This is a genomic window from Mesorhizobium sp. BR1-1-13 (assembly GCF_020165515.1).
In the GTDB taxonomy this organism is placed as follows: Bacteria; Pseudomonadota; Alphaproteobacteria; order Rhizobiales; family Rhizobiaceae; genus Mesorhizobium.
In genome coordinates, this window is record NZ_JAIUIH010000003.1 from 251,207 (window position 1) to 270,267 (window position 19,061).

The 19,061-nt window shown below is 61.7% G+C and carries 21 protein-coding genes; 8 read left to right on the top strand and 13 right to left on the bottom strand.

All coding sequences use genetic code 11. From position 1 onward, the window contains the following. The first annotated feature begins 8 nt into the window (after positions 1-8). A complete protein-coding gene (locus tag LB533_RS08855) occupies positions 9-926 on the top strand; it encodes a carbohydrate ABC transporter permease (RefSeq protein ID WP_140515758.1) in 918 nt (305 codons plus the stop codon). Between the two features lie 46 nt (positions 927-972). Here LB533_RS08855 and LB533_RS08860 read toward each other — a convergent pair whose 3' ends face one another. Continuing rightward, positions 973-1,716: a creatininase family protein gene (locus tag LB533_RS08860; protein WP_140637840.1), complete on the bottom strand. Its 744-nt coding sequence runs from the start codon at positions 1,714-1,716 to the stop codon at positions 973-975. 4 nt (positions 1,717-1,720) lie between these two features. Then, on the bottom strand, positions 1,721-2,287 hold the full coding sequence (locus tag LB533_RS08865) for an SIS domain-containing protein (protein ID WP_224677151.1): 567 nt from the start codon (positions 2,285-2,287) through the stop codon (positions 1,721-1,723). 187 nt (positions 2,288-2,474) lie between these two features. Here LB533_RS08865 and LB533_RS08870 point away from each other — a divergent pair, with 187 nt between their 5' ends. Further along, positions 2,475-3,497: an aldo/keto reductase gene (locus LB533_RS08870; RefSeq protein WP_140583422.1), complete on the top strand. Its 1,023-nt coding sequence runs from the start codon at positions 2,475-2,477 to the stop codon at positions 3,495-3,497. 95 nt (positions 3,498-3,592) lie between these two features. Here the strand turns inward: LB533_RS08870 and LB533_RS08875 are convergent, their stop codons facing one another. The 4 genes from LB533_RS08875 to LB533_RS08890 form a co-directional block, all read right to left on the bottom strand. Beyond that, complete coding sequence (locus LB533_RS08875) at positions 3,593-3,865, bottom strand: HU family DNA-binding protein (protein WP_006201846.1); 273 nt, start codon at positions 3,863-3,865, stop codon at positions 3,593-3,595. 196 nt (positions 3,866-4,061) lie between these two features. Then, complete coding sequence (gene lon / locus LB533_RS08880) at positions 4,062-6,473, bottom strand: endopeptidase La (protein ID WP_224677023.1); 2,412 nt, start codon at positions 6,471-6,473, stop codon at positions 4,062-4,064. Positions 6,474-6,737: 264 nt separating this feature from the next. Further along, a complete protein-coding gene (gene clpX, locus LB533_RS08885) occupies positions 6,738-8,012 on the bottom strand; it encodes an ATP-dependent Clp protease ATP-binding subunit ClpX (protein WP_140493939.1) in 1,275 nt (424 codons plus the stop codon). Between the two features lie 295 nt (positions 8,013-8,307). Beyond that, a complete protein-coding gene (locus LB533_RS08890) occupies positions 8,308-8,937 on the bottom strand; it encodes an ATP-dependent Clp protease proteolytic subunit (protein ID WP_140549039.1) in 630 nt (209 codons plus the stop codon). A 334-nt stretch (positions 8,938-9,271) separates the two neighbouring features. Between LB533_RS08890 and LB533_RS08895 the strand changes: the two genes are divergently transcribed. Further along, positions 9,272-9,862 carry a hypothetical protein gene (locus LB533_RS08895; RefSeq protein ID WP_224677024.1) on the top strand — a complete coding sequence of 197 codons (591 nt, stop codon included), beginning with the start codon at positions 9,272-9,274 and terminating at the stop codon, positions 9,860-9,862. A gap of 2 nt (positions 9,863-9,864) precedes the next feature. Here the strand turns inward: LB533_RS08895 and LB533_RS08900 are convergent, their stop codons facing one another. Next, positions 9,865-10,968 carry an NAD(P)/FAD-dependent oxidoreductase gene (locus tag LB533_RS08900; protein WP_224677025.1) on the bottom strand — a complete coding sequence of 368 codons (1,104 nt, stop codon included), beginning with the start codon at positions 10,966-10,968 and terminating at the stop codon, positions 9,865-9,867. A gap of 104 nt (positions 10,969-11,072) precedes the next feature. On the opposite strand from LB533_RS08900, the gene LB533_RS08905 reads away from it, so the two are divergent. Next, positions 11,073-12,323: a cytochrome P450 gene (locus tag LB533_RS08905; protein WP_224677026.1), complete on the top strand. Its 1,251-nt coding sequence runs from the start codon at positions 11,073-11,075 to the stop codon at positions 12,321-12,323. 41 nt (positions 12,324-12,364) lie between these two features. Here the strand turns inward: LB533_RS08905 and LB533_RS08910 are convergent, their stop codons facing one another. From LB533_RS08910 to LB533_RS08935, 6 genes are all read right to left on the bottom strand, one after another. Continuing rightward, complete coding sequence (locus LB533_RS08910; protein ID WP_224677027.1) at positions 12,365-12,694, bottom strand: cupin domain-containing protein; 330 nt, start codon at positions 12,692-12,694, stop codon at positions 12,365-12,367. A gap of 105 nt (positions 12,695-12,799) precedes the next feature. Next, positions 12,800-14,080 (bottom strand): O-acetylhomoserine aminocarboxypropyltransferase, encoded by a 1,281-nt coding sequence (locus LB533_RS08915; protein WP_224677028.1) that lies wholly within the window; start codon positions 14,078-14,080, stop codon positions 12,800-12,802. A gap of 155 nt (positions 14,081-14,235) precedes the next feature. After that, a complete protein-coding gene (locus LB533_RS08920) occupies positions 14,236-14,757 on the bottom strand; it encodes a CoA-binding protein (protein WP_140637835.1) in 522 nt (173 codons plus the stop codon). Continuing rightward, positions 14,754-15,536, bottom strand: a complete 783-nt coding sequence (locus LB533_RS08925; protein WP_224677029.1) for an AAA family ATPase — start codon at positions 15,534-15,536, stop codon at positions 14,754-14,756. The genes LB533_RS08920 and LB533_RS08925 overlap by 4 nt, the downstream gene beginning before the upstream one ends. Next, positions 15,536-15,958, bottom strand: a complete 423-nt coding sequence (locus LB533_RS08930; RefSeq protein ID WP_224677030.1) for a VOC family protein — start codon at positions 15,956-15,958, stop codon at positions 15,536-15,538. The genes LB533_RS08925 and LB533_RS08930 overlap by 1 nt, the downstream gene beginning before the upstream one ends. Before the next feature lie 11 nt (positions 15,959-15,969). Then, the gene (locus LB533_RS08935; protein WP_224677031.1) at positions 15,970-16,788 is read right to left on the bottom strand and encodes an enoyl-CoA hydratase; all 819 of its coding nucleotides are present in this window, start codon (positions 16,786-16,788) and stop codon (positions 15,970-15,972) included. A gap of 157 nt (positions 16,789-16,945) precedes the next feature. Between LB533_RS08935 and LB533_RS08940 the strand changes: the two genes are divergently transcribed. The 4 genes from LB533_RS08940 to rpsI all read left to right on the top strand — a co-directional run bounded on the left by LB533_RS08940 (position 16,946) and on the right by rpsI (position 18,973). Further along, positions 16,946-17,395: a PaaI family thioesterase gene (locus tag LB533_RS08940; RefSeq protein WP_140637831.1), complete on the top strand. Its 450-nt coding sequence runs from the start codon at positions 16,946-16,948 to the stop codon at positions 17,393-17,395. 32 nt (positions 17,396-17,427) lie between these two features. Continuing rightward, positions 17,428-17,613 carry a type II toxin-antitoxin system HicB family antitoxin gene (locus LB533_RS30100; RefSeq protein ID WP_224677032.1) on the top strand — a complete coding sequence of 62 codons (186 nt, stop codon included), beginning with the start codon at positions 17,428-17,430 and terminating at the stop codon, positions 17,611-17,613. A gap of 411 nt (positions 17,614-18,024) precedes the next feature. After that, on the top strand, positions 18,025-18,489 hold the full coding sequence (rplM, locus tag LB533_RS08950) for a 50S ribosomal protein L13 (protein ID WP_010915638.1): 465 nt from the start codon (positions 18,025-18,027) through the stop codon (positions 18,487-18,489). A 1-nt stretch (position 18,490) separates the two neighbouring features. Then, entirely contained in the window at positions 18,491-18,973 is a 483-nt protein-coding gene (gene rpsI / locus LB533_RS08955) for a 30S ribosomal protein S9 (protein WP_140637829.1), read from the top strand. The last annotated feature ends 88 nt before the right edge of the window (positions 18,974-19,061 follow it).

Consider the following 19,061-nt stretch of genomic DNA (forward strand, 5'->3'; position numbering starts at 1 on the left):
CCGGGATCATGAGCGTTCAGACCACCGACTATACCGTCTCCGAAATCCGCTCGCCGGCGAGCTTCATCACCAGCCGCGTCTTCATCTATGGCGCGCTGGTGTTCTGGGCCTTCATCTGCCTGTTTCCGATCTACTGGACGATCACGACCTCGTTCAAGTCGGCGGTCGACGTGACCCAGGGTCATTTGATCCCCTTCGTCGACTTCCAGCCGGACTGGAAGGGCTGGCGATCGCTCGGCCTGTCGCCGGATTCGATCTTCCAGACGTCGACCGTCCGCGACGAATTCTTCAAGCGTTTCATGAATTCGGTCATCACTTCGGTCGGCGCGTCGAGCCTCGCCATCGTCATCGGCAGCCTCGCCGCCTACGGTCTTACACGCTATCGCTATCACTTCGCCTGGTTCAAGAACGAGGACATTTCCTTCTTCTTCCTGTCGCAGCTCATCCTGCCGCCAGTTGTGCTCGCACTGCCGTTCCTGGTGCTTTACCGCGAAGTCGGCCTGCTCGACACGCGCATCGGGCTGATCCTGCTTTACACGCTGATGGTGCTGCCAATCGTCATCTGGATCATGCGCGACCAGTTCAATTCCATCCCGGTCGAGCTCGAGGAAGCGGCCCTCGTCGACGGGTTGTCGATCTGGGGCGCGTTCTTTCGCATCGTCATGCCGATTGCCCTGCCCGGCATGGTCGCGGCCTTCATCCTGGCGATGGTGCTGTGCTGGAACGAGTATTTCTTCGCCGCCCTTTTGACCTCGACCGACGCCAAGACAATTCCGGTCATGGTGGCGAGCCAGACCGGTTCGCAAGGCATCAACTGGTGGTCGATGGCAGCGCTTGCCACAGCGGCAATCGCGCCCTTGGCCGTCATTGGCATCGCGCTGGAGCGTTACCTGATCATGGGCATGACCGCGGGAGCGGTGAAATAGGCGGCGCCGTCCTTACCTTCTCCACGAGGAAGAAGGAAGAGCCGCGCTAGCCCCTTAGGATCGTGCGCAGGTGATCCATGATCATGGCAACGCCCTCTGCTCCGAGCGCAGCGGAGGCATCCGGAGCGCTGGCCGTATACCAGCTCGTATTGTCGGCGAAATGGCCGGCATCGACAGCCTCAGGGCATAGCGCCAGCATCAGCGAGGTCTCGCCGATGCCGGCATGGTCGAATGGGTACTTGCCGTTCATCGCGGCCGGCATCAGCGGATGCACCTGCACCCAGTTGAAGAAATTTTCACCCGCGGCGTGTCCGGCATAGTAGTCGGCCATCGCGTCGGCCCCCCACCAGCCCTCGCCACGCTGCTTTTCGAGGAAGCGGAAGATCGCCTGGCGGCCGGCGGTCTTGAAGGCGAGATCGGTCGGCATGCCGGCGGCGAAATTCTCGGTCTGGTGGTGGATTATTGCATGGATGTTGCGAAAACCGATGCGCAGCAGGCTGTAGAACAGTTCCTCCGCGAAGGGGGCCAGTTGATTGCCGCCAACCTGCACCGAGCCGGTGCCCTCCGGCGGCGCCACGGCGTAGCTCGCCGCGCCGTAGTAGAAGGGCGGCAGGATGACGATGTCCCGCTCCTTCTCGAACAGCTCCAGCGTCTTGACGACCGCCAGCGTGTCCATGCCGACCGCCATATGCTCACCATGATATTCGAGCACGCCGAGCGGCAGCGCGACCGGCCAGTTCTGGACGATCGCCTTGCGGATCTGGTGCGGCAGCATCAGCTCATAGCGCATCGCACTACTCCATATTGGTGTGGCGGGCCCGCATCGCCTCCGGCGAGGCCGCGGTCAAACCCCTGAGCTTCAGCACCATGACCTCGAACAGCAGGAACAGCGCGCCTTCGAACACCGATCCCATCGGCAGGACCGATGTTTTTTGCGGGCCTTGGTCGTCGGCCATGGTCTGCGCCGGCACGAGCAGCGTGAAGTCGGCCAAGCGTGCTGCACTGCCACCCGGCTGGGCGGTCAGAAGAAGAACCGTCGCGCCGGCCTGGCGCGCCACCTGCATCAGGGTCAGCACGGTCGCGGTTTCTCCAGGCCCGGAACTGACGAGGAAGACATCGCCCTGCCCCAAGGGCGGCGTGGTCATGTCGCCGACCACCGACACCGGCAGGCCCAGATGATAGAGCCGCATGGCGAAGCCCTTGACCTGCAAGGCCTCACGGCCGCAGCCATAGACAACGATCTGCCGTGCTCCTGCGAGCATCCCGCAGACGGCATCGATCCGGCCGTCGTCAACGCGTGCCAGCACAGTGCCGAGCTCGTCCAGAGCGGTCCTGAACATCTGCGAGCCCTCATCGCTCATGACGGTGCCGTCCAACGATCCAAGGTCGAAGAAGAGTGGAAATTCCCGGTCACGTCTCTCCCCGAACAGCTTGTTTTTATTCATGGTATCACCGCGAAAATCCGTGTCCAACGCCCCTGCGCGCTTTTGCTGTGCCACGGGCGTGATAGTGTCATGTCAGACAAATCAATGAGGCAAACGGCAGGACATGAAGACACGGCATTTCGACCGCATCGGCAATGGCGGCATCAGCTTCACCGAACTCGGCTTCGGCACGGCGCCGCTTGGCAACCTCTACCGCGCCGTCTCCGACGAGGACGCCAATGCGACGCTGGAGGCTGCATGGGCGACCGGCTGCCGCTACTATGACACCGCGCCGCTCTATGGGCTTGGCCTGTCGGAGACGCGGCTCAACCCCTTCCTGCGCGGCAAGAAGCGCGACGACTACGTGCTGTCGAGCAAGGTCGGCCGCATCATGCGCGCCTGTCCGCCGCAAGAGCGCACCGGCATCGGCAAGTTCTTCGACACGCCGTCGCGCAAGGAGGTCTACGACTACAGCTATGACGGCGTGATGCGCTCCTTCGAAGCGTCCCTGGAACGGCTCGGCGTCGACCGCATCGACATTCTGTTCGTGCACGACGTCGACATCTTCACCCATGGCAGCAAGGAAGCGTCCGACCAGCGCATAGAGGAGTTTATGCGCTCCGGCTATTACGGGCTGCTTGCCTTGCGCGACCAGGGCGTCATCAAGGCCTTCGGTGGCGGCATCAACGAATGGCAGGTTGCCCAAACATTGGCCGAGCGCGGTGATTTCGATCTGTTCCTGCTCGCCGGCCGCTATACGCTGCTCGAGCAGGAGGCGCTGACATCCTTCCTGCCGCTCTGCCAGAAGCGCGGCATCGGCATCGTTTTGGGCGGCCCCTACAATTCCGGGATCCTGGCCACGGGGCCGAAGCCGGGGGCCTTCTACAACTACACCGAAGCGCCGCGGGACGTGCTCGACCGAGTGGCGCGCATCGAGGCGGTCTGCCGACGCCATGACGTGCGGCTGATCGAGGCAGCGCTGCAGTTTCCGTTGCTGCATCCGTCCGTCGTGTCGGTGATCCCCGGTGGCCAGCGGCCAAGCGAGGTCGAAAGCAATCGGTCACTGCTCGATGCGAAACTGCCGGCGGCACTCTGGGCCGACCTGAAGAAGGACGGCCTGATGCGGGCGGACGCGCCGACCGGGTAGCTCGCCATCGCGAACCCATCCACCACTATCTGCGCAAAAGAAAAGCCGGGGCTTGCCCCGGCTTTTCTGATATTTTGAAATTTAAAAAAAGGCGCTTAATTGACGGCGTCCTTGAGACCCTTGCCGGCCGAGAACTTCGGCACGGTGCGCGCCGGGATCTTCACTTCGGCGCCGGTCTGAGGGTTGCGGCCGGTCGAGGCCGCGCGCTTTGACACGGTGAAATTGCCAAAGCCGACAAGCCGGACATCGCCGCCCTTCTTCAGTTCGCCGGTGATGACGGAGAATACCGCATCGACAGCCGACTGCGCGTCACCCTTCGAAATGCTCGCGGCGTCGGCGACAGCGGACACCAGTTCGTTCTTGTTCATAAAAATTCCCTTCCATGAGAACACCGGAACTCACGACTCATCCGGCAGGAAACGGACTTTAGAAAGAAGCGCTCGCGCAACCAAGTCGAAAAGCCGGGAAAGAGCGGAAAAAAGCCCGGAATTCCGGGGTTTTTCACATGAAAAAGCCGGGCGCGAGGCCCGGCTTTCTGTTTGTGCGCTGCAACTTTAGCAAGAACTAATGCGCAAGCGACTTTCCGGCGTCATCCGCAGCGTCCGTCGCGGCAGGAGGATTGACCGGTTCGACCCATTCGATTGGCTCCGGCATACGCACCAACGCGTGGCGTAACGCCTCGCCGACCCGCGAGACCGGGATGATCTCCATACCGTTCTTCACGTTGTCAGGAATATCCGCCAGATCCTTGGCGTTGTCTTCCGGGATCAGCACCTTCTTGATGCCGCCGCGCAGTGCGGCAAGCAACTTCTCCTTCAGACCGCCGATCGGCAGCACCCTGCCGCGCAGCGTGATCTCGCCGGTCATGGCGACATCGGCCCTGACTGGAATGCCGGTCAGCACGGAGACGATCGCGGTCGCCATCGCCACACCGGCCGACGGTCCATCCTTGGGCGTGGCACCCTCCGGCACGTGGACGTGGATGTCGCGCTTGTCGAACAGCGGCGGCTCGATGCCGAAATCGAGAGCGCGCGAGCGGACATAGGAGGCCGCCGCCGAAATCGATTCCTTCATCACGTCGCGCAGATTGCCGGTCACCGTCATGCGGCCCTTGCCGGGCATCATGACACCTTCGACCGTCAGCAGCTCGCCGCCGACTTCCGTCCAGGCAAGTCCGGTGATGACGCCGACCTGGTCGTCTGCCTCGACCTGACCGAAGCGGAAGCGCGGAACACCGAGATAGTCGGCGAGATTGTCAGCCGTGATGTTCACAGTCTTCTTCTTCGTCTTCAGGATCTCGGTCACCGCCTTGCGTCCGAGCTTCATCAGCTCGCGCTCCAGGCTCCTGACACCCGCTTCACGGGTGTAGGTCTGGATGATGGCGCGGATCGCGTCCTCACTGACGGAGAACTCCTTCGGCTGCAGCGCGTGATCGCGCACCACCTTGGGCAGCAAATGCCGCTTGGCGATCTCGATCTTCTCGTCCTCGGTGTAGCCGGCGATACGGATGATTTCCATGCGGTCCATCAAGGGCGCAGGGATGTTCAGCGTGTTCGCCGTCGTCACGAACATCACACTCGACAGGTCGTACTCGACCTCCAGATAGTGGTCCATGAACGTCGAGTTCTGCTCGGGGTCGAGCACCTCCAGCAAAGCCGACGACGGATCGCCGCGGAAATCCTGGCCCATCTTGTCGATCTCGTCGAGCAGGAAGAGCGGATTGGATTTCTTCGCCTTCTTCATCGACTGGATGACCTTGCCGGGCATCGAGCCGATATAGGTGCGCCGGTGGCCGCGGATCTCGGCCTCGTCACGCACGCCGCCCAGCGCCATGCGGATGAACTCGCGGCCGGTCGCCTTGGCAATCGACTTGCCGAGCGAGGTCTTGCCGACGCCGGGAGGGCCGACGAGGCACAGGATGGGCCCCTTGAGCTTCTTCTGGCGGCTTTGCACGGCGAGATACTCGACGATGCGGTCCTTGACCTTGTCGAGACCGAAATGGTCGGTGTCGAGCACGTTCTGCGCGAACGCCAGATCCTGCTTGACCTTGGAGTTCTTGCCCCACGGGATCGACAGGATCCAGTCGAGATAATTACGCACCACGGTCGATTCCGCCGACATAGGCGACATCGTCCTCAGCTTCTTCAATTCGGCTTCCGCCTTTTCGCGGGCCTCCTTGGAGAGCTTGGTCTTCTTGATGCGGGCCTCGATCTCGGCGGCCTCGTCGCGGCCATCCTCGCCTTCGCCGAGCTCCTTCTGGATCGCCTTCATCTGCTCGTTGAGGTAGTATTCGCGCTGCGTCTTCTCCATCTGGCGCTTGACGCGCGAGCGGATGCGCTTCTCCACCTGCAGGACGGAGATTTCGGCCTCCATGAAGCCCATAGCCTTTTCCAGCCGCTCCTTGACCGAGAGCGTGGCCAGCATCTCCTGCTTTTCGGGGATCTTGATGGCGAGGTGCGAAGCGACCGTGTCGGCGAGCTTGGAATAGTCGTCGATCTGGCTGGCGGCACCAACCACCTCGGGCGAGATCTTCTTGTTGAGCTTGACGTAGTTCTCGAAGTCGGTGACGACCGAACGAGCCAGCGCCTCGACCTCAACCTCTTCCTCTTCCGGCTCGACCAGCGCGGTGGCGCGGGCCTCATGGAAGTCGGGACGGTCGGTGAACGCGGTGATTTTCGCGCGCGAGGCGCCTTCGACCAGCACCTTGACGGTGCCGTCGGGCAGCTTCAGCAATTGCAGCACGTTGGCGAGCGTGCCGATATCAAAGATGGCATCGGGCTCCGGATCGTCATCGGCGGCATTCATCTGGGTGGCGAGCAGGATCTGCTTTTCCTGACCCATCACCTCTTCCAGCGCCTTGATCGACTTTTCACGGCCGACAAAGAGCGGAACGATCATGTGGGGGAACACCACGATGTCGCGCAGTGGGAGGACTGCGAAGACACCGTCGCTGGGAGCCTTGGTTATTTTGGCCATTGTCCAACCTTTCATGTCGCGGCCGCCAATCGGCCAACCGCGAATCTTATATTAACGACCGGGGATCGTTCCGCCTACCACCGTTTGTGACGGGAGTTTTACAGCACAGAAATCGGGCACCTCGGCCTTCCCGTGTTAGGTGGATGCAAGCGGCCCAAAGATCAAGAGTTAACATCGTCGGCAATCCACTCCATCGCATACCCCTTTACGGCAAAACGGCGCCCCGAGGGCGCCGTTCCACAAAATATGGGATCAAGTGCCATATCAGGCACTGACATTGCCCTTCTTTTCCTTCTGTTCGGAATAGATGTAGAGCGGCCGGGCGCTGCCGGTCACCACTTCTTCCGAAATCACCACTTCGCGCACGCCTTCGAGCGCCGGCAGTTCGAACATGGTGTCGAGCAGGATCGCTTCCATGATGGAGCGCAGGCCGCGCGCGCCGGTCTTGCGCTCGATGGCGCGCTTGGCGATCGCCGACAAAGCGTTCTCGTGGAAGGTCAGGTCGACATTTTCCATCTCGAACAGCCGCTGGTACTGCTTGACCAGGGCGTTCTTCGGCTCGGTCAGAATCTGGATCAGCGCCGGCTCGTCGAGGTCTTCCAGCGTCGCCAGGACCGGCAGACGGCCGACGAACTCCGGAATGAGGCCGAACTTCAAGAGATCCTCTGGCTCCACCAGGCGGAAGACATCGCCGGTGCGACGATCCTCGGGCGATGCCACGGTGGCGCCGAAGCCTATCGAGGTCTTGCGGCCACGATCCGAGATGATCTTGTCCAGCCCGGCGAAGGCGCCGCCGCAGATGAACAGGATGTTGGCGGTGTCGACCTGCAGGAATTCCTGCTGCGGATGCTTCCTGCCGCCCTGTGGCGGTACAGAGGCGACAGTGCCTTCCATGATCTTCAACAGCGCCTGCTGCACGCCCTCGCCCGACACGTCGCGGGTGATGGAGGGGTTGTCGGACTTGCGCGAAATCTTGTCGATCTCGTCGATGTAGACGATGCCGCGCTGGGCGCGTTCGACATTATAGTCGGCCGACTGCAATAGCTTCAGGATGATGTTCTCGACGTCCTCGCCGACATAGCCGGCCTCGGTCAGCGTCGTGGCGTCGGCCATGGTGAAGGGCACGTCGATGATGCGGGCGAGCGTCTGCGCCAGCAACGTCTTGCCGCAACCGGTCGGGCCGATCAGCAGGATGTTGGACTTTGCCAGCTCGACATCGTTGTTCTTGCCGGCGTGGGCGAGGCGCTTGTAGTGATTGTGGACGGCCACCGAGAGCACGCGCTTGGCGTAGGGCTGGCCGATAACGTAGTCGTCGAGAACCTTGAGGATCTCCTGCGGGGTCGGCACGCCCTCGCGCGACTTCACCATCGAGGTCTTGTTCTCCTCGCGGATGATGTCCATGCACAGCTCGACGCATTCGTCGCAGATGAAGACCGTCGGGCCGGCGATCAGCTTGCGCACCTCATGCTGGCTTTTGCCGCAAAACGAGCAATAAAGCGTGTTCTTGGAATCGCCGCTGTTGTTGCCGACTTTGCTCATTTTCATGTCCTTTCATGGCCGCCCGCCGATGGTCTGGCTGAAAGGGCGCATACTCTATTTATCGCGGGAATCCGCCGCCGCCAGTATCCCGGCTCCCGCAACGTATTCCGTACGAAACACAAATCAGAAAACGTGGCAATGATTCGCAGCAACCCCACACAAAGCTAAGCCGTCGAAAATCAACATAGCCTTAACGTAGGCAATCCCGATCGTCGAGGGAACAGCCAATTGTGGCCGAAATGCCGCAAGACGTGCCAAAAGCGCGTGATGCCGCCATCCAACTGCCAATATGCCGTTATGCCAGCGCCCCTTCGGCCGCTTCGCGCGACGAAATGACCTTGTCGATCAGGCCGAAGTCCCTGGCCTCGTCCGCGGTCATGAAATGGTCACGGTCAAGCGTCTTTTCAATCTCGTCGTAGCTCTTGCCGGTGTGCTTGACGTACACCTCGTTGAGGCGACGCTTCAGTTTGATGATGTCCTGGGCATGACGCTCGATGTCGGACGCCTGGCCCTGGAAGCCGCCGGACGGCTGGTGAACCATGATGCGGGCGTTCGGCGTGGCGAAGCGCATGTCCTTGTGGCCGGCAGTCAGGAGCAGCGAGCCCATGGAGGCCGCCTGGCCGATGCACAGCGTCGACACGGCCGGCTTGATGAATTGCATGGTGTCGTAGATGGCCATGCCCGAGGTGACGACGCCACCGGGCGAATTGATGTAGAGGTTGATTTCCTTTTTCGGATTCTCGGCTTCCAGGAACAGAAGCTGCGCGCAGACCAGCGTCGCCATGCCGTCCTCGACCGGACCGGTGATGAAAATGATACGCTCCTTGAGGAGGCGCGAGAAAATGTCGTAGGCCCGCTCGCCGCGATTGGTCTGTTCGACCACCATCGGAACGAGGTTCATGTAGGTTTCGACGGGGTTCTTCATTCGTTATCTCTTGTCTCGCGGTGGGATTCCGGCGCCGGACATGCTGGCAACTCGGGCAGAATCGGTTCTGGATCGTTATTGTGTAAATAGGATGCCGGCTCATCCTTGTGCAAGGCCGACCCCTCCTAGCCATCTGGGTAAGTCGAATCAAGCTTCCAGGCAAGATTCGTAGCGGCGGGCGCTTCCACCAACTCGCGACGGCACCTGCGGCCTGACAGGTAGCAGTTTCTTAACCCCGTCACTTAACGAATGCGCCGAACCCGCTTTCCTCGCGGACCGCTTCCCCTACAATTCAACATTGAACTTGTGTCCGTGGTTCAACAGGGGGAATGTCATGTCCAGGAAAACCGCATGCTTCGCCATGGCCGGGCTGACCATGCTCGGCTCGATTTCGCAGACGGCGGCCGGCGGCCGCGCCGTCGAATGCTATGAGCCGGTCCAAACGCCTGATGTCTATGACACCGTGTACGAGGACGTGATGATCAGTCCGCCCAGCCAACAGGTCGATTATGAAGCGCCGATCTACGGCACTCGCGAGCGCGTGGTGATGACGGTTCCGGCACAAGTGACCTATGAGGTGGTGCCCGCAATCACCCGTACCGTCTATCGCACGGTCAAGGTCGACGATGGCGGTTATTCCTGGGAATGGCGGCTCATCCACGGCCGCAAGGTGCTGTGCAAAGTCTGGCACAAGGCGCGCTATGAACGCGTCGCCGAGACGGTGGTGATCCAGCCGGAGCGCACAAGGCGTGTCGTCATTCCGGCGCAATATGAGAGGATCGCCCAAGAGGTGCTGGTGCGACCGGAGCAAAGGCGCGTCATTGACATTCCCGCCGCCTACCAGACCGTCGCGCGACGCGTGCTGGTGCGCGAAGGCTCATCCGGCTGGCGGCGCGTGCATATTCCGAGGCACTGTCAGGACTGAATTCAGGCGATTTCGGCCCGCAGCCAACGTTTCAGGCCGGCGACATCGACATCATCAATGGCCGCCGCCACGCGCCGGCCAACCGCCGCCCCGAATTTGTAGCCATGGCCCGAGCAGGCCGAGACGATCAGGCACTTGCCTGTCTCATGCGCCAGGAATTTCTCGTCGTCCGTGAATGTGTAGGCGCAGGTGACGACCTCGGTCACCTCATACTCCTCGATGCGGGCGATCGGCGGCGAGAACAGGTTGCGGATCGCCTCGCCCTCGCCCGGCACCGGGTCGCGGTTCCAGTCGGCGTCGCTGGTCGGCACCTTGTGCAGGCCCGAACCGAATTTCATGCCGGCACCTCGGGTCAGCGGAATCATGTAGCCGTCGGTCTTGCCACCTACATCGAGGACCACGGGCGCCACTTCCCAGACGGCCTTGAGGTCCGCCGGCGGTTCGACATAGGCGAGCGCGGTTCGGTACGTCTTCAGTTCGCCCCCGAGTTCGGGGAACAATTTCAGCACCCAGGCGCCCGCGGCGACGACGATGCGGTCGGCCTGCATCGTCTCGCCGGACGCGAGCACGATATGGCCTGCCTCGGGGTCGACCGCCGTCACCTTGCTGTTCTCGTAGACGTTGGCGCCGTTGGCGCGCAGCCAGTTGGCCAGGCCGGACGCGATCTTGCGGCAATGCAGCGCGCCGCCTTCCGGCGAAAAATAGGCGTAGCGGAACGAGCCCGGTTCCAGGAAAGGCCAGCGTTCGACCGCGGCATCGGATTCCAGCAGATCGAACGGATAGTTTCCCTCCTCCAGCCCTTCCCGGTATTCCTCGGCTTCGTCGCCCGGCTCGCGCGACACGCAGAGAAAGCCCCTCGAATCAAGATGGTTGTCGCCGAGGTCGGCCCACATTTCGTCCCAGGCTTCATAGGCCTCGCTGATCAGCCGGCCGTAGCCGGTCCCGGCCCGGTAGGCACGGCGAATGATGCGGTGATGGTCGCCGGATGCCGCCAACGGATTGGGGATCGGCCCCTGCTCGACGATGGAAACGCTATGGCCGGCCTTGACCAGCGACCATGCGGTGGAGAGACCGGCGATGCCCGCGCCGACAACGATCACATTCATCAAATCAGACTTTCCGCAGCCGTCGCGGCTGGCTCAACGCATTGGATTGCGGGCGCCAACATACGGTCTGGAACCAGGCTGGCAAGCCGCGCTATTGGTCTGGCATGACCAAATCGACGCCATCCTACCTCGCCTTTGATCCAGCGACCCGTCGCCTGAGGCTAGACCCGCATGAGCGGGCTTTCTTCCAGGATCCGTACGAGGCCTACGCGTTCCTGCACGCTGCATCGAACGTCTTTTTCTGGGAAGAATTCGGGTTCTGGTGCTTTGGCGGCTTCGAGGACGTCAACAAGCTGTTGCGCGACCGCCGCTTCGGCCGCCAGAACCCGGCGGGCATTCCCGACAGTCGTGGCATCGGCCGGGATAGAACACATCTCAAGGCGTTCGACGGCATCGAAGCCAATTCCATGCTGGAACTGGAGCCGCCGGTGCACACGCGGCTTCGAACACTGGTCAACCGCGCCTTCGTCTCGCGCCAGGTCGAGCGACTGCGGCCGCGCGTGGAGGCGCTCGCCAACGAGCTGATCGATCGTTTCGAGCCGGGCAAGCAAGTCGACCTGCTGCCCGCCTTCGCTTCTCCCCTGCCCATCACCATCATCGCCGAGATGCTCGGCGTGCCGGTCGAAATGGGACCGCAACTGCTCGACTGGTCACATCGAATGGTCGCCATGTACGTGCATGGCCGCACCCGCGAGACCGAGGAGACGGCCAATCGCGCGGCTCAGGATTTCGCCGATTTCCTGCGCGGCACCATAGCCGAACGGCGCAAAAATCCCGGCGACGACCTGCTGTCGCTGCTGATCTCGGCGCAGGAGGACGGCCAAAAATTGTCGGAAGCCGAAATGGTGTCCTCGGCGATCCTGCTGCTCAATGCCGGCCACGAAGCCACCGTGCACCAGACCGGCAATGCGGTGCGCACGATCCTTGCGCAAGGCGGCGACCCACGTCGTTTCTTCACCTCACCTGAAGCGACCACGGTCGCTGTCGAGGAATGCCTGCGCTTCGACGCGCCGCTGCACATGTTCACGCGTTACGCCTACCAGGAGATCGAAATCGCTCCCGGGATCGTCGTGCAGCCCGGCCAGACGATCGGTCTGCTGCTTGGCATGGCCAACCATGACCCTCATGCCTTTGCCGAGCCGCGGGCCTTCCGGCCGGATCGTGCCGACCAGAAGAACGTGTCGTTCGGCGCCGGCATCCATTTCTGCATCGGCGCGCCCCTGGCCAGGCTCGAGTTGCAGGTGTCGCTGAAAACCTTGTTCGAGCGGCACCCAAAGCTCCGTCTTGCCGAAAGCCCAAGCTTCCGCGACACGTATCATTTCCACGGGCTGGAAGCGCTCACCGTCGGCTTCTGAAGGAGCGCAGGCCTGGGCTGTGAGCTGCGCGCGGCAAAGGATCACAGCCTGATCACATACTCCTTGCGGGTGGTTTCAAGCACTTCCCAGCTTCCCTTGAAGCCAGGCCGCAGCACGAAGCTGTCGCCGGCCCTGACGGTGCGCGCTTTGCCACCCTCTTCTTCGATCACCGAAACGCCGGAGAGGATGTGACAGAATTCCCATTCATCGTAGACGATGCGCCACTTGCCCGGAGTCGATTCCCAGATACCGGCATAAAGGCCGCCTTCGCGCTCCTCGACGTTCCAGGTGCGGAATTTCGGATCGCCCGAGATCAGACGATCGGGCGCCGGCGCGCCTTCTTCGGCGTCGACAGAGTCCGTCGATATCATCAGGTAATGCGCGGACAGGATTTGCCTCCATGAAAGAACCGGCCTCGGGCCGGCTCGCCCTAACCCGGCGCTTTGCGCCGACCCTCCTACGAGGGAGAGAACAGATCAAACTTTGGCGAGTGCCTGTTCGAGGTCGGCGACGATGTCGGTAACGTCTTCGATGCCGATCGACAGCCGCACCGTGTCCGGTCCCGCACCCGCCTTGACTTTCTGCTCGTCGGACAGTTGTCGGTGCGTGGTCGACGCCGGATGGATGACCAAGGACTTGGTGTCGCCGACATTGGCCAAGTGCGAGAACAACTCCAACGCTTCGACGAATTTGACGCCGGCGTCGTAACCGCCCTTGAGGCCGAAGGTGAAGACCGCGCCGGCGCCTTGCGGCGAGTATTTCTTTTGCAGGGCGTTGTTCTTGTCGCTGGGAAGGCCGGGATAGTTGACCCAGGCCACCTTGGGATGGTTGGACAGCCAGCCCGCGACGGTGATCGCATTGTCGCAGTGGCGTTGCATGCGCAGCGGCAAGGTTTCGAGGCCTGTCAGAATGAGGAAGGCGTTGAACGGCGAGATCGCCGGGCCGAGATCGCGCAGGCCAAGCACGCGCGCGGCGATGGCGAAGGCGAAATTGCCGAAGGTTTCGTGCAGCACCAGGCCGCCATATTCGGGGCGCGGTTCTGACAGCATCGGGTACTTCCCTGATTTCGACCAGTCGAACGTGCCGCCATCGACGATGGCGCCGCCGATCGAGTTGCCGTGACCGCCAATGAACTTGGTCAGCGAATGGACGACAATGTCGGCGCCGTGCTCGATCGGCCGGATCAGGTAGGGCGAGGCCAGGGTGTTGTCGACGATCAGCGGCAGGCCATGCTTGCGCGCGATGTCGCCGATCTTCTCGATATCGACGAAGGTGCCGCCGGGATTGGCCAGACTCTCGATGAAGATCGCCTTGGTCTTGTCATCGATCTGGCTCTCGAAGGTTGACGGATCGTTCGCTTCGGCCCAGCGCACCTCCCAGCCAAAGTTCTTGAAGGCATGGCCGAACTGGTTGATCGAACCGCCATAGAGCTTGTTGGCGGCGATGAAATTGTCGCCCGGCTGCAACAGATTGTGGAACACGATTACCTGGGCGGCGTGGCCGGACGCGACCGCAAGGGCGGCCGTGCCGCCCTCGAGCGCCGCTATGCGCTCTTCGAGCACCGCCTGCGTCGGGTTCATGATGCGGGTGTAGATGTTGCCGAAGGCCTTCAGCCCGAACAGCGAGGCAGCATGATCAGCGTCGTCGAAGACAAAGGAGGTCGTCTGGTAGATCGGCGTGGCGCGTGCGCCGGTGGCCGGATCGGGCTTGGCGCCGGCATGGACGGCGAGCGTGTTGAAACCGGGCGTGCGGGTCACTGAAACCTCCCTCGAAAAAATTCTGAATTCGCCGGCCATTCTTGGCCAAGCTCGACCACGAATGCAAAGAAGAAAATACCCTTCGGCGTGTCATCTTCGACCAGGCAGCAGGAAAATACGGCTCCTGCCGGAATAATTTTGCGCCTTCCCCTTGTCTATTTTTGCCGCACGCCGAAACTCTGGAACCCCGACCGCATCAGCGGCTTCTTCGACGACAGCACACCGGAATTGACCCCGGTCCAGCCGATCTCGCCGGACAGCTTGCCATATTCGATCTTGGGGCAGCGGTTCATCACCACCTTGATGCCGGCGGCTTCGGCGCGCGCGGCGGCTTCGTCGTGGCGCACGCCGAGCTGCATCCAGATCACTTTCGGCAGAGGATCGAGCTTCAGCACCTGGTCGACAACGCCGGGGACCGCCGCCGAGGCGCGGAAGATGTCGACCATGTCGATCGGCTGCGCAATCTCGGCAAGGCTGCCATAGACCGTACGGCCGAGTATCTGCTTGCCGGCATGGCCCGGATTGATGGGGAACACCTCAAACCCCTTGGCCAGCAGGTATTTCAACACGAAATAGCTCGGCCGCACGTCGTTGGCAGACGCGCCGACCATGGCGATGGTCTTCACCGAATTGAGGATGCCGGCGATGTAGGCGTTGTCGTAGCTATCGTGATTCATGGCTCGTCCTCATACAACGCCTCGGCGAGAAAGCCATCAGGATCACTGCTGAAATCGCGCATCATGCGGAAGTGGTCCGTATCACGAAAATTGGTCGAATCCAGCCCGAACCGGCTGATGCGGAACAGCCGCGCGCCTGGACAGGCCATCAGCAGCGGCGAATGCGTCGCCATGATCACTTGCGCAGTGCCCGACCGATCCATGCGCCGCAGCATCTTGAGAAGTTCGATCTGGCGCGATGGAGACAGCGCACTTTCGGGCTCGTCGAGGATGTAGATGCCTTGCCTGCGGCAACGTTCCTCGAAGAAGCGGATGAACCCTTCGCCATGCGACCAGGACAGAAAGTCGGGCGGAGGTGGGTTGAACGGATCTTCCAGGGCCACCTGGTCGAGATAGCGAGCCACCGAGTAGAAGGATTCGGCGCGAAAGAACCAGCCGGCGGTGACTTTTGGCAACCAATGGCCACGGAAGGTATCTGCCAGCGCGGCACCACTCCTGTCGATGGCGCCGGAATGATCGACAGGCCGGTAGCCCTTGCCGCCTCCGGCTTCGTCGTAACCGGCGAGCGCGCCGATCGCCTCGAGCAATGTCGATTTGCCGGTACCGTTCTCACCGACGATGATGGTAATTGGTGTGGTGAATTCGAGTTCGAAGGCGTGACCGCGAAACAGCGGCAGCTTCCACGGGTATTTTTCCCAATCGGTCACCCGCTCGGAATCGAGCAGAATGCGCTTGAGATAGGGCGCCTTGAGCCGCGTCAACTGCCTGCGGTGAGCCATCAATCGGGCAGCGAGATCGTACCGTCTTCCGCGATCGGAAAGGCCGGGTTGTGCGCCACTTCCCAGACATGTCCGTCGGCATCGGCGAAATAGCCGTACCAGCCGCCCCAGAAGGCACGGCCTGCCGGCTTGACGATGCGGCCGCCGGCCTTTTCAGCCATCGCAAGCACCGCGTCGACTTCGGCATCGGAGCGGGTGTTGTAGGCGAGATAGACGGCGGAAGGCGCCTTGGCGAAGGTGATGCCGGAATCCTCCTCGGCGCTGACGCGCGGGAACAGGCCGAGTATAACACCACCCATCTGGAAGAAGGCGACGCCATCGGTGATGCCGGCATGACGCTTCAGGCCCATCGTCTCGTAGAAGCGCACCGCACGATCGAGATCGTCGGTGGCGATGGTGATGATGGAGATGCGCGGCTCCATGACTTTCGTCCTTATTCGTCGGTCCATTCCGGTTTGCGTTTGCCAATGAAGGCGCCGATGCCCTCCTGGGCGTCACGCGCCAGCATGTTCTCGACCATGACCCGGCCGGTATAAGCATAGGCATCCGCCAGCCCCATCTCGGCCTGCGCGTAAAACGCTTCCTTGCCGGTCTTCACCACCGAAGATGATTTTGAAGCAATGGTTTGTGCGTATTTGTTGACAATCTGATTCAGGTACTCGCGCGGCACGACGCGGTTGACCAAGCCGAACTCCTTGGCGGTCGCGGCATCGATGGTTTCGCCAGTCAGGAGCATTTCCATGGCGTGCTTGCGCGAGACGTTGCGAGACAGCGCCACCATCGGCGTCGAGCAGAACAGGCCGATGTTGACGCCCGGCGTGCAGAAGGTCGCCTCATGCGAGGCGATGGCGAGGTCGCAACTGGCGACAAGCTGCAGGCCGGCGGCGGTGGCCAGGCCATCGACTTCGGCGATCACCGGCTTGGGATGGCGCACGATCGCCTGCATCAGCGTGGCGCAGGCGGCAAACGTCTCTTCGAAGAAGGCCTTGCCGCGATCGGCGTCGGCGCGGCGCGCTGTCATCTCCTTGAGATCGTGGCCGGCGCAGAATACTTTGCCGGCCGCCGACAGCACTATGACGCGAACGGCCTTGTCGGCCCTGGCGCGGTCCAATTCCTCCGTCAGCGCCGCCATAACCGCCAGGGAAAGCGCGTTAGCGGGGGGATTGGCAAGCGTCAGGCGCAGCACGCCCTTGTCGAGGCTGGCAAGGACGGGGCCTTCGGCGGCCGGCTTGATGGCGACGATTTCAGCCATATGAAACCTCTTTGTCTGCCCGGCTTGGCGGGCCATGGAGCAAAAGAACTAGCATGCTGCCGATTGAAGAACAGCCGCGAGGCGTGTTTTCTCCATGGCAACATTTGGTCCAGGCATCCTCGCCCGAAGCTCTCATATTTCATATAGGAAACCGCCCATGCCCGCCCAAAGCAATCTGACGCCCGTGCTGAGCGCGGCCGAAACCAACACGTTGATGAATAGCGTCTATCCGCAGCTCAACGAGCAGTTCCGCTTCTATGAGGTGCTCGACGTGTTTCCCGGCGGCTGCACGGTTCGGCTCAACGCCTCCGGACGGCACCTGCGCCCCGGCGACACGGTGTCGGGCCCGTCGCTGTTCACGCTTGCCGACATAGGCGGCTATGCCTGCGTGCTCTCTCATGCCGGCCCGGACGCGCTCTCGGTAACCACCAATCTCAACATCAACTTCGTGCGCAAGGCGCAAGCCGGACCGGTCGACGGCCATTGCCGGATTCTCAAGCTTGGAAGAAGCCTGATGGTGTTCGATATCGACATCGTCGCCGGCCCGGAGGGACAGACGGTGGCACATGCGACCGGCACCTATTCGATCCCGCCGCAACGATCTTAGCGATTGAACCAATAGGGATGCCGGAGGCTGAGATGGAGAACCATTTCGCGCTAGTCGAAAAAGAGACTAACAGCGCGTTCGGTATCCGCTTCCCCGATATCCCTGGCTGCTTTTCGGCTGCGGATGCTGCGGAAGATATCGTACCCCACGCCGTTGCAGCCTTGCAATTGTGGGCGCGCAGGACGTGTCCGTTACAGAATCCTCCAGCCACGAAATGATTGTCGCCCTTCCCGATATATGCGAGTCGCTTGCCGAATGGGGCTATCTCGTCTCGGTGCCGTTCATCGACTATGACAGCGCAGTCGTCAGGGCTACGTTACTTTCGAGCGCGGCCCGCAAGGGAATCGAGGCAAGCACTCACCAAACCAGGCGCGCGGCCCCACAAGCTGTGGTAAAATAATACCTTTAAGCCAAGTATCTGTTTTCGCTATAGTTTCTTTGACACCGGCTTTCTCACTCGCCTTGACGTGATCCTCGCCCTCCCCTATAAGCCCTCACGAAGCAGCGGCCCGCAAAGGCCGCCGTTTTGTTATTGGCGGCGGGCAAGCGCTTTTCGCCAATCCAAGCAACAAGAAACGCCTTCCTTATCATTTGTGGATTGGGGAAGGTCCGAACCGAAAGCAGAAAACATGACAACCTTTTCGCAGAAGCCTGCGGATGTGGTGAAAAAGTGGATCCTGATCGACGCCGAAGGTCTCGTCGTCGGCCGTCTCGCCACCGTTATCGCCAATCATCTTCGCGGCAAGCACAAGCCGACCTTCACCCCGCATGTCGACGACGGCGACAATGTCATCGTCATCAATGCCGACAAGGTGGTGTTCACCGGCAAGAAGTTTACCGACAAGGTCTATTATTGGCACACCGGCCATCCCGGCGGCATCAAGGAGCGCACCGCGCGCCAGCTGCTCGAAGGCCGTTTCCCCGAGCGTGTCGTCGAGAAGGCCGTTGAGCGCATGGTTCCGCGTGGCCCGCTCGGCCGTCGCCAGATGAAGAACCTGCGCGTCTATGCAGGCGCCGAGCATCCGCATGTCGCCCAGCAGCCAGAAGTCCTCGACGTGGCCAAGCTGAATTCCAAGAACAAGAAGGTCGCATAAGATGGCTGAGCTTTCCTCGCTCGCAGAACTGGGCGCCGCCACCGGCAACACCAATACGCAGGCCGCGGCACCCGTCCATGTCCAGAAGCTCGACAAGTCGGGCCGCGCCTATGCCACCGGCAAGCGCAAGAACGCCATCGCGCGTGTTTGGGTGAAGCCAGGTTCGGGCAAGATCGTCGTCAACGACAAGGAATTCGCGACCTATTTCGCGCGTCCGGTCCTGCAGATGATCCTCAACCAGCCCATCATCGCCGCCAACCGCTCGGGCCAGTACGACATCATCGCCACGGTCATCGGCGGCGGCCTTTCGGGCCAGGCCGGCGCTGTGCGTCACGGCATCTCCAAGGCGCTGACCTATTACGAGCCGGCGCTGCGTGCCGTGCTCAAAAAGGGCGGCTTCCTGACTCGCGACAGCCGCGTCGTCGAACGCAAGAAGTACGGCAAGGCGAAGGCCCGTCGTTCGTTCCAGTTCTCGAAGCGCTAAGCGCACGCAGCTTCACAATCGAAAGGCCGCCTCCGGGCGGCCTTTTTGTTTGGCGAGGATGGCAACGAGCCGACCTCCCTTCGTGGCC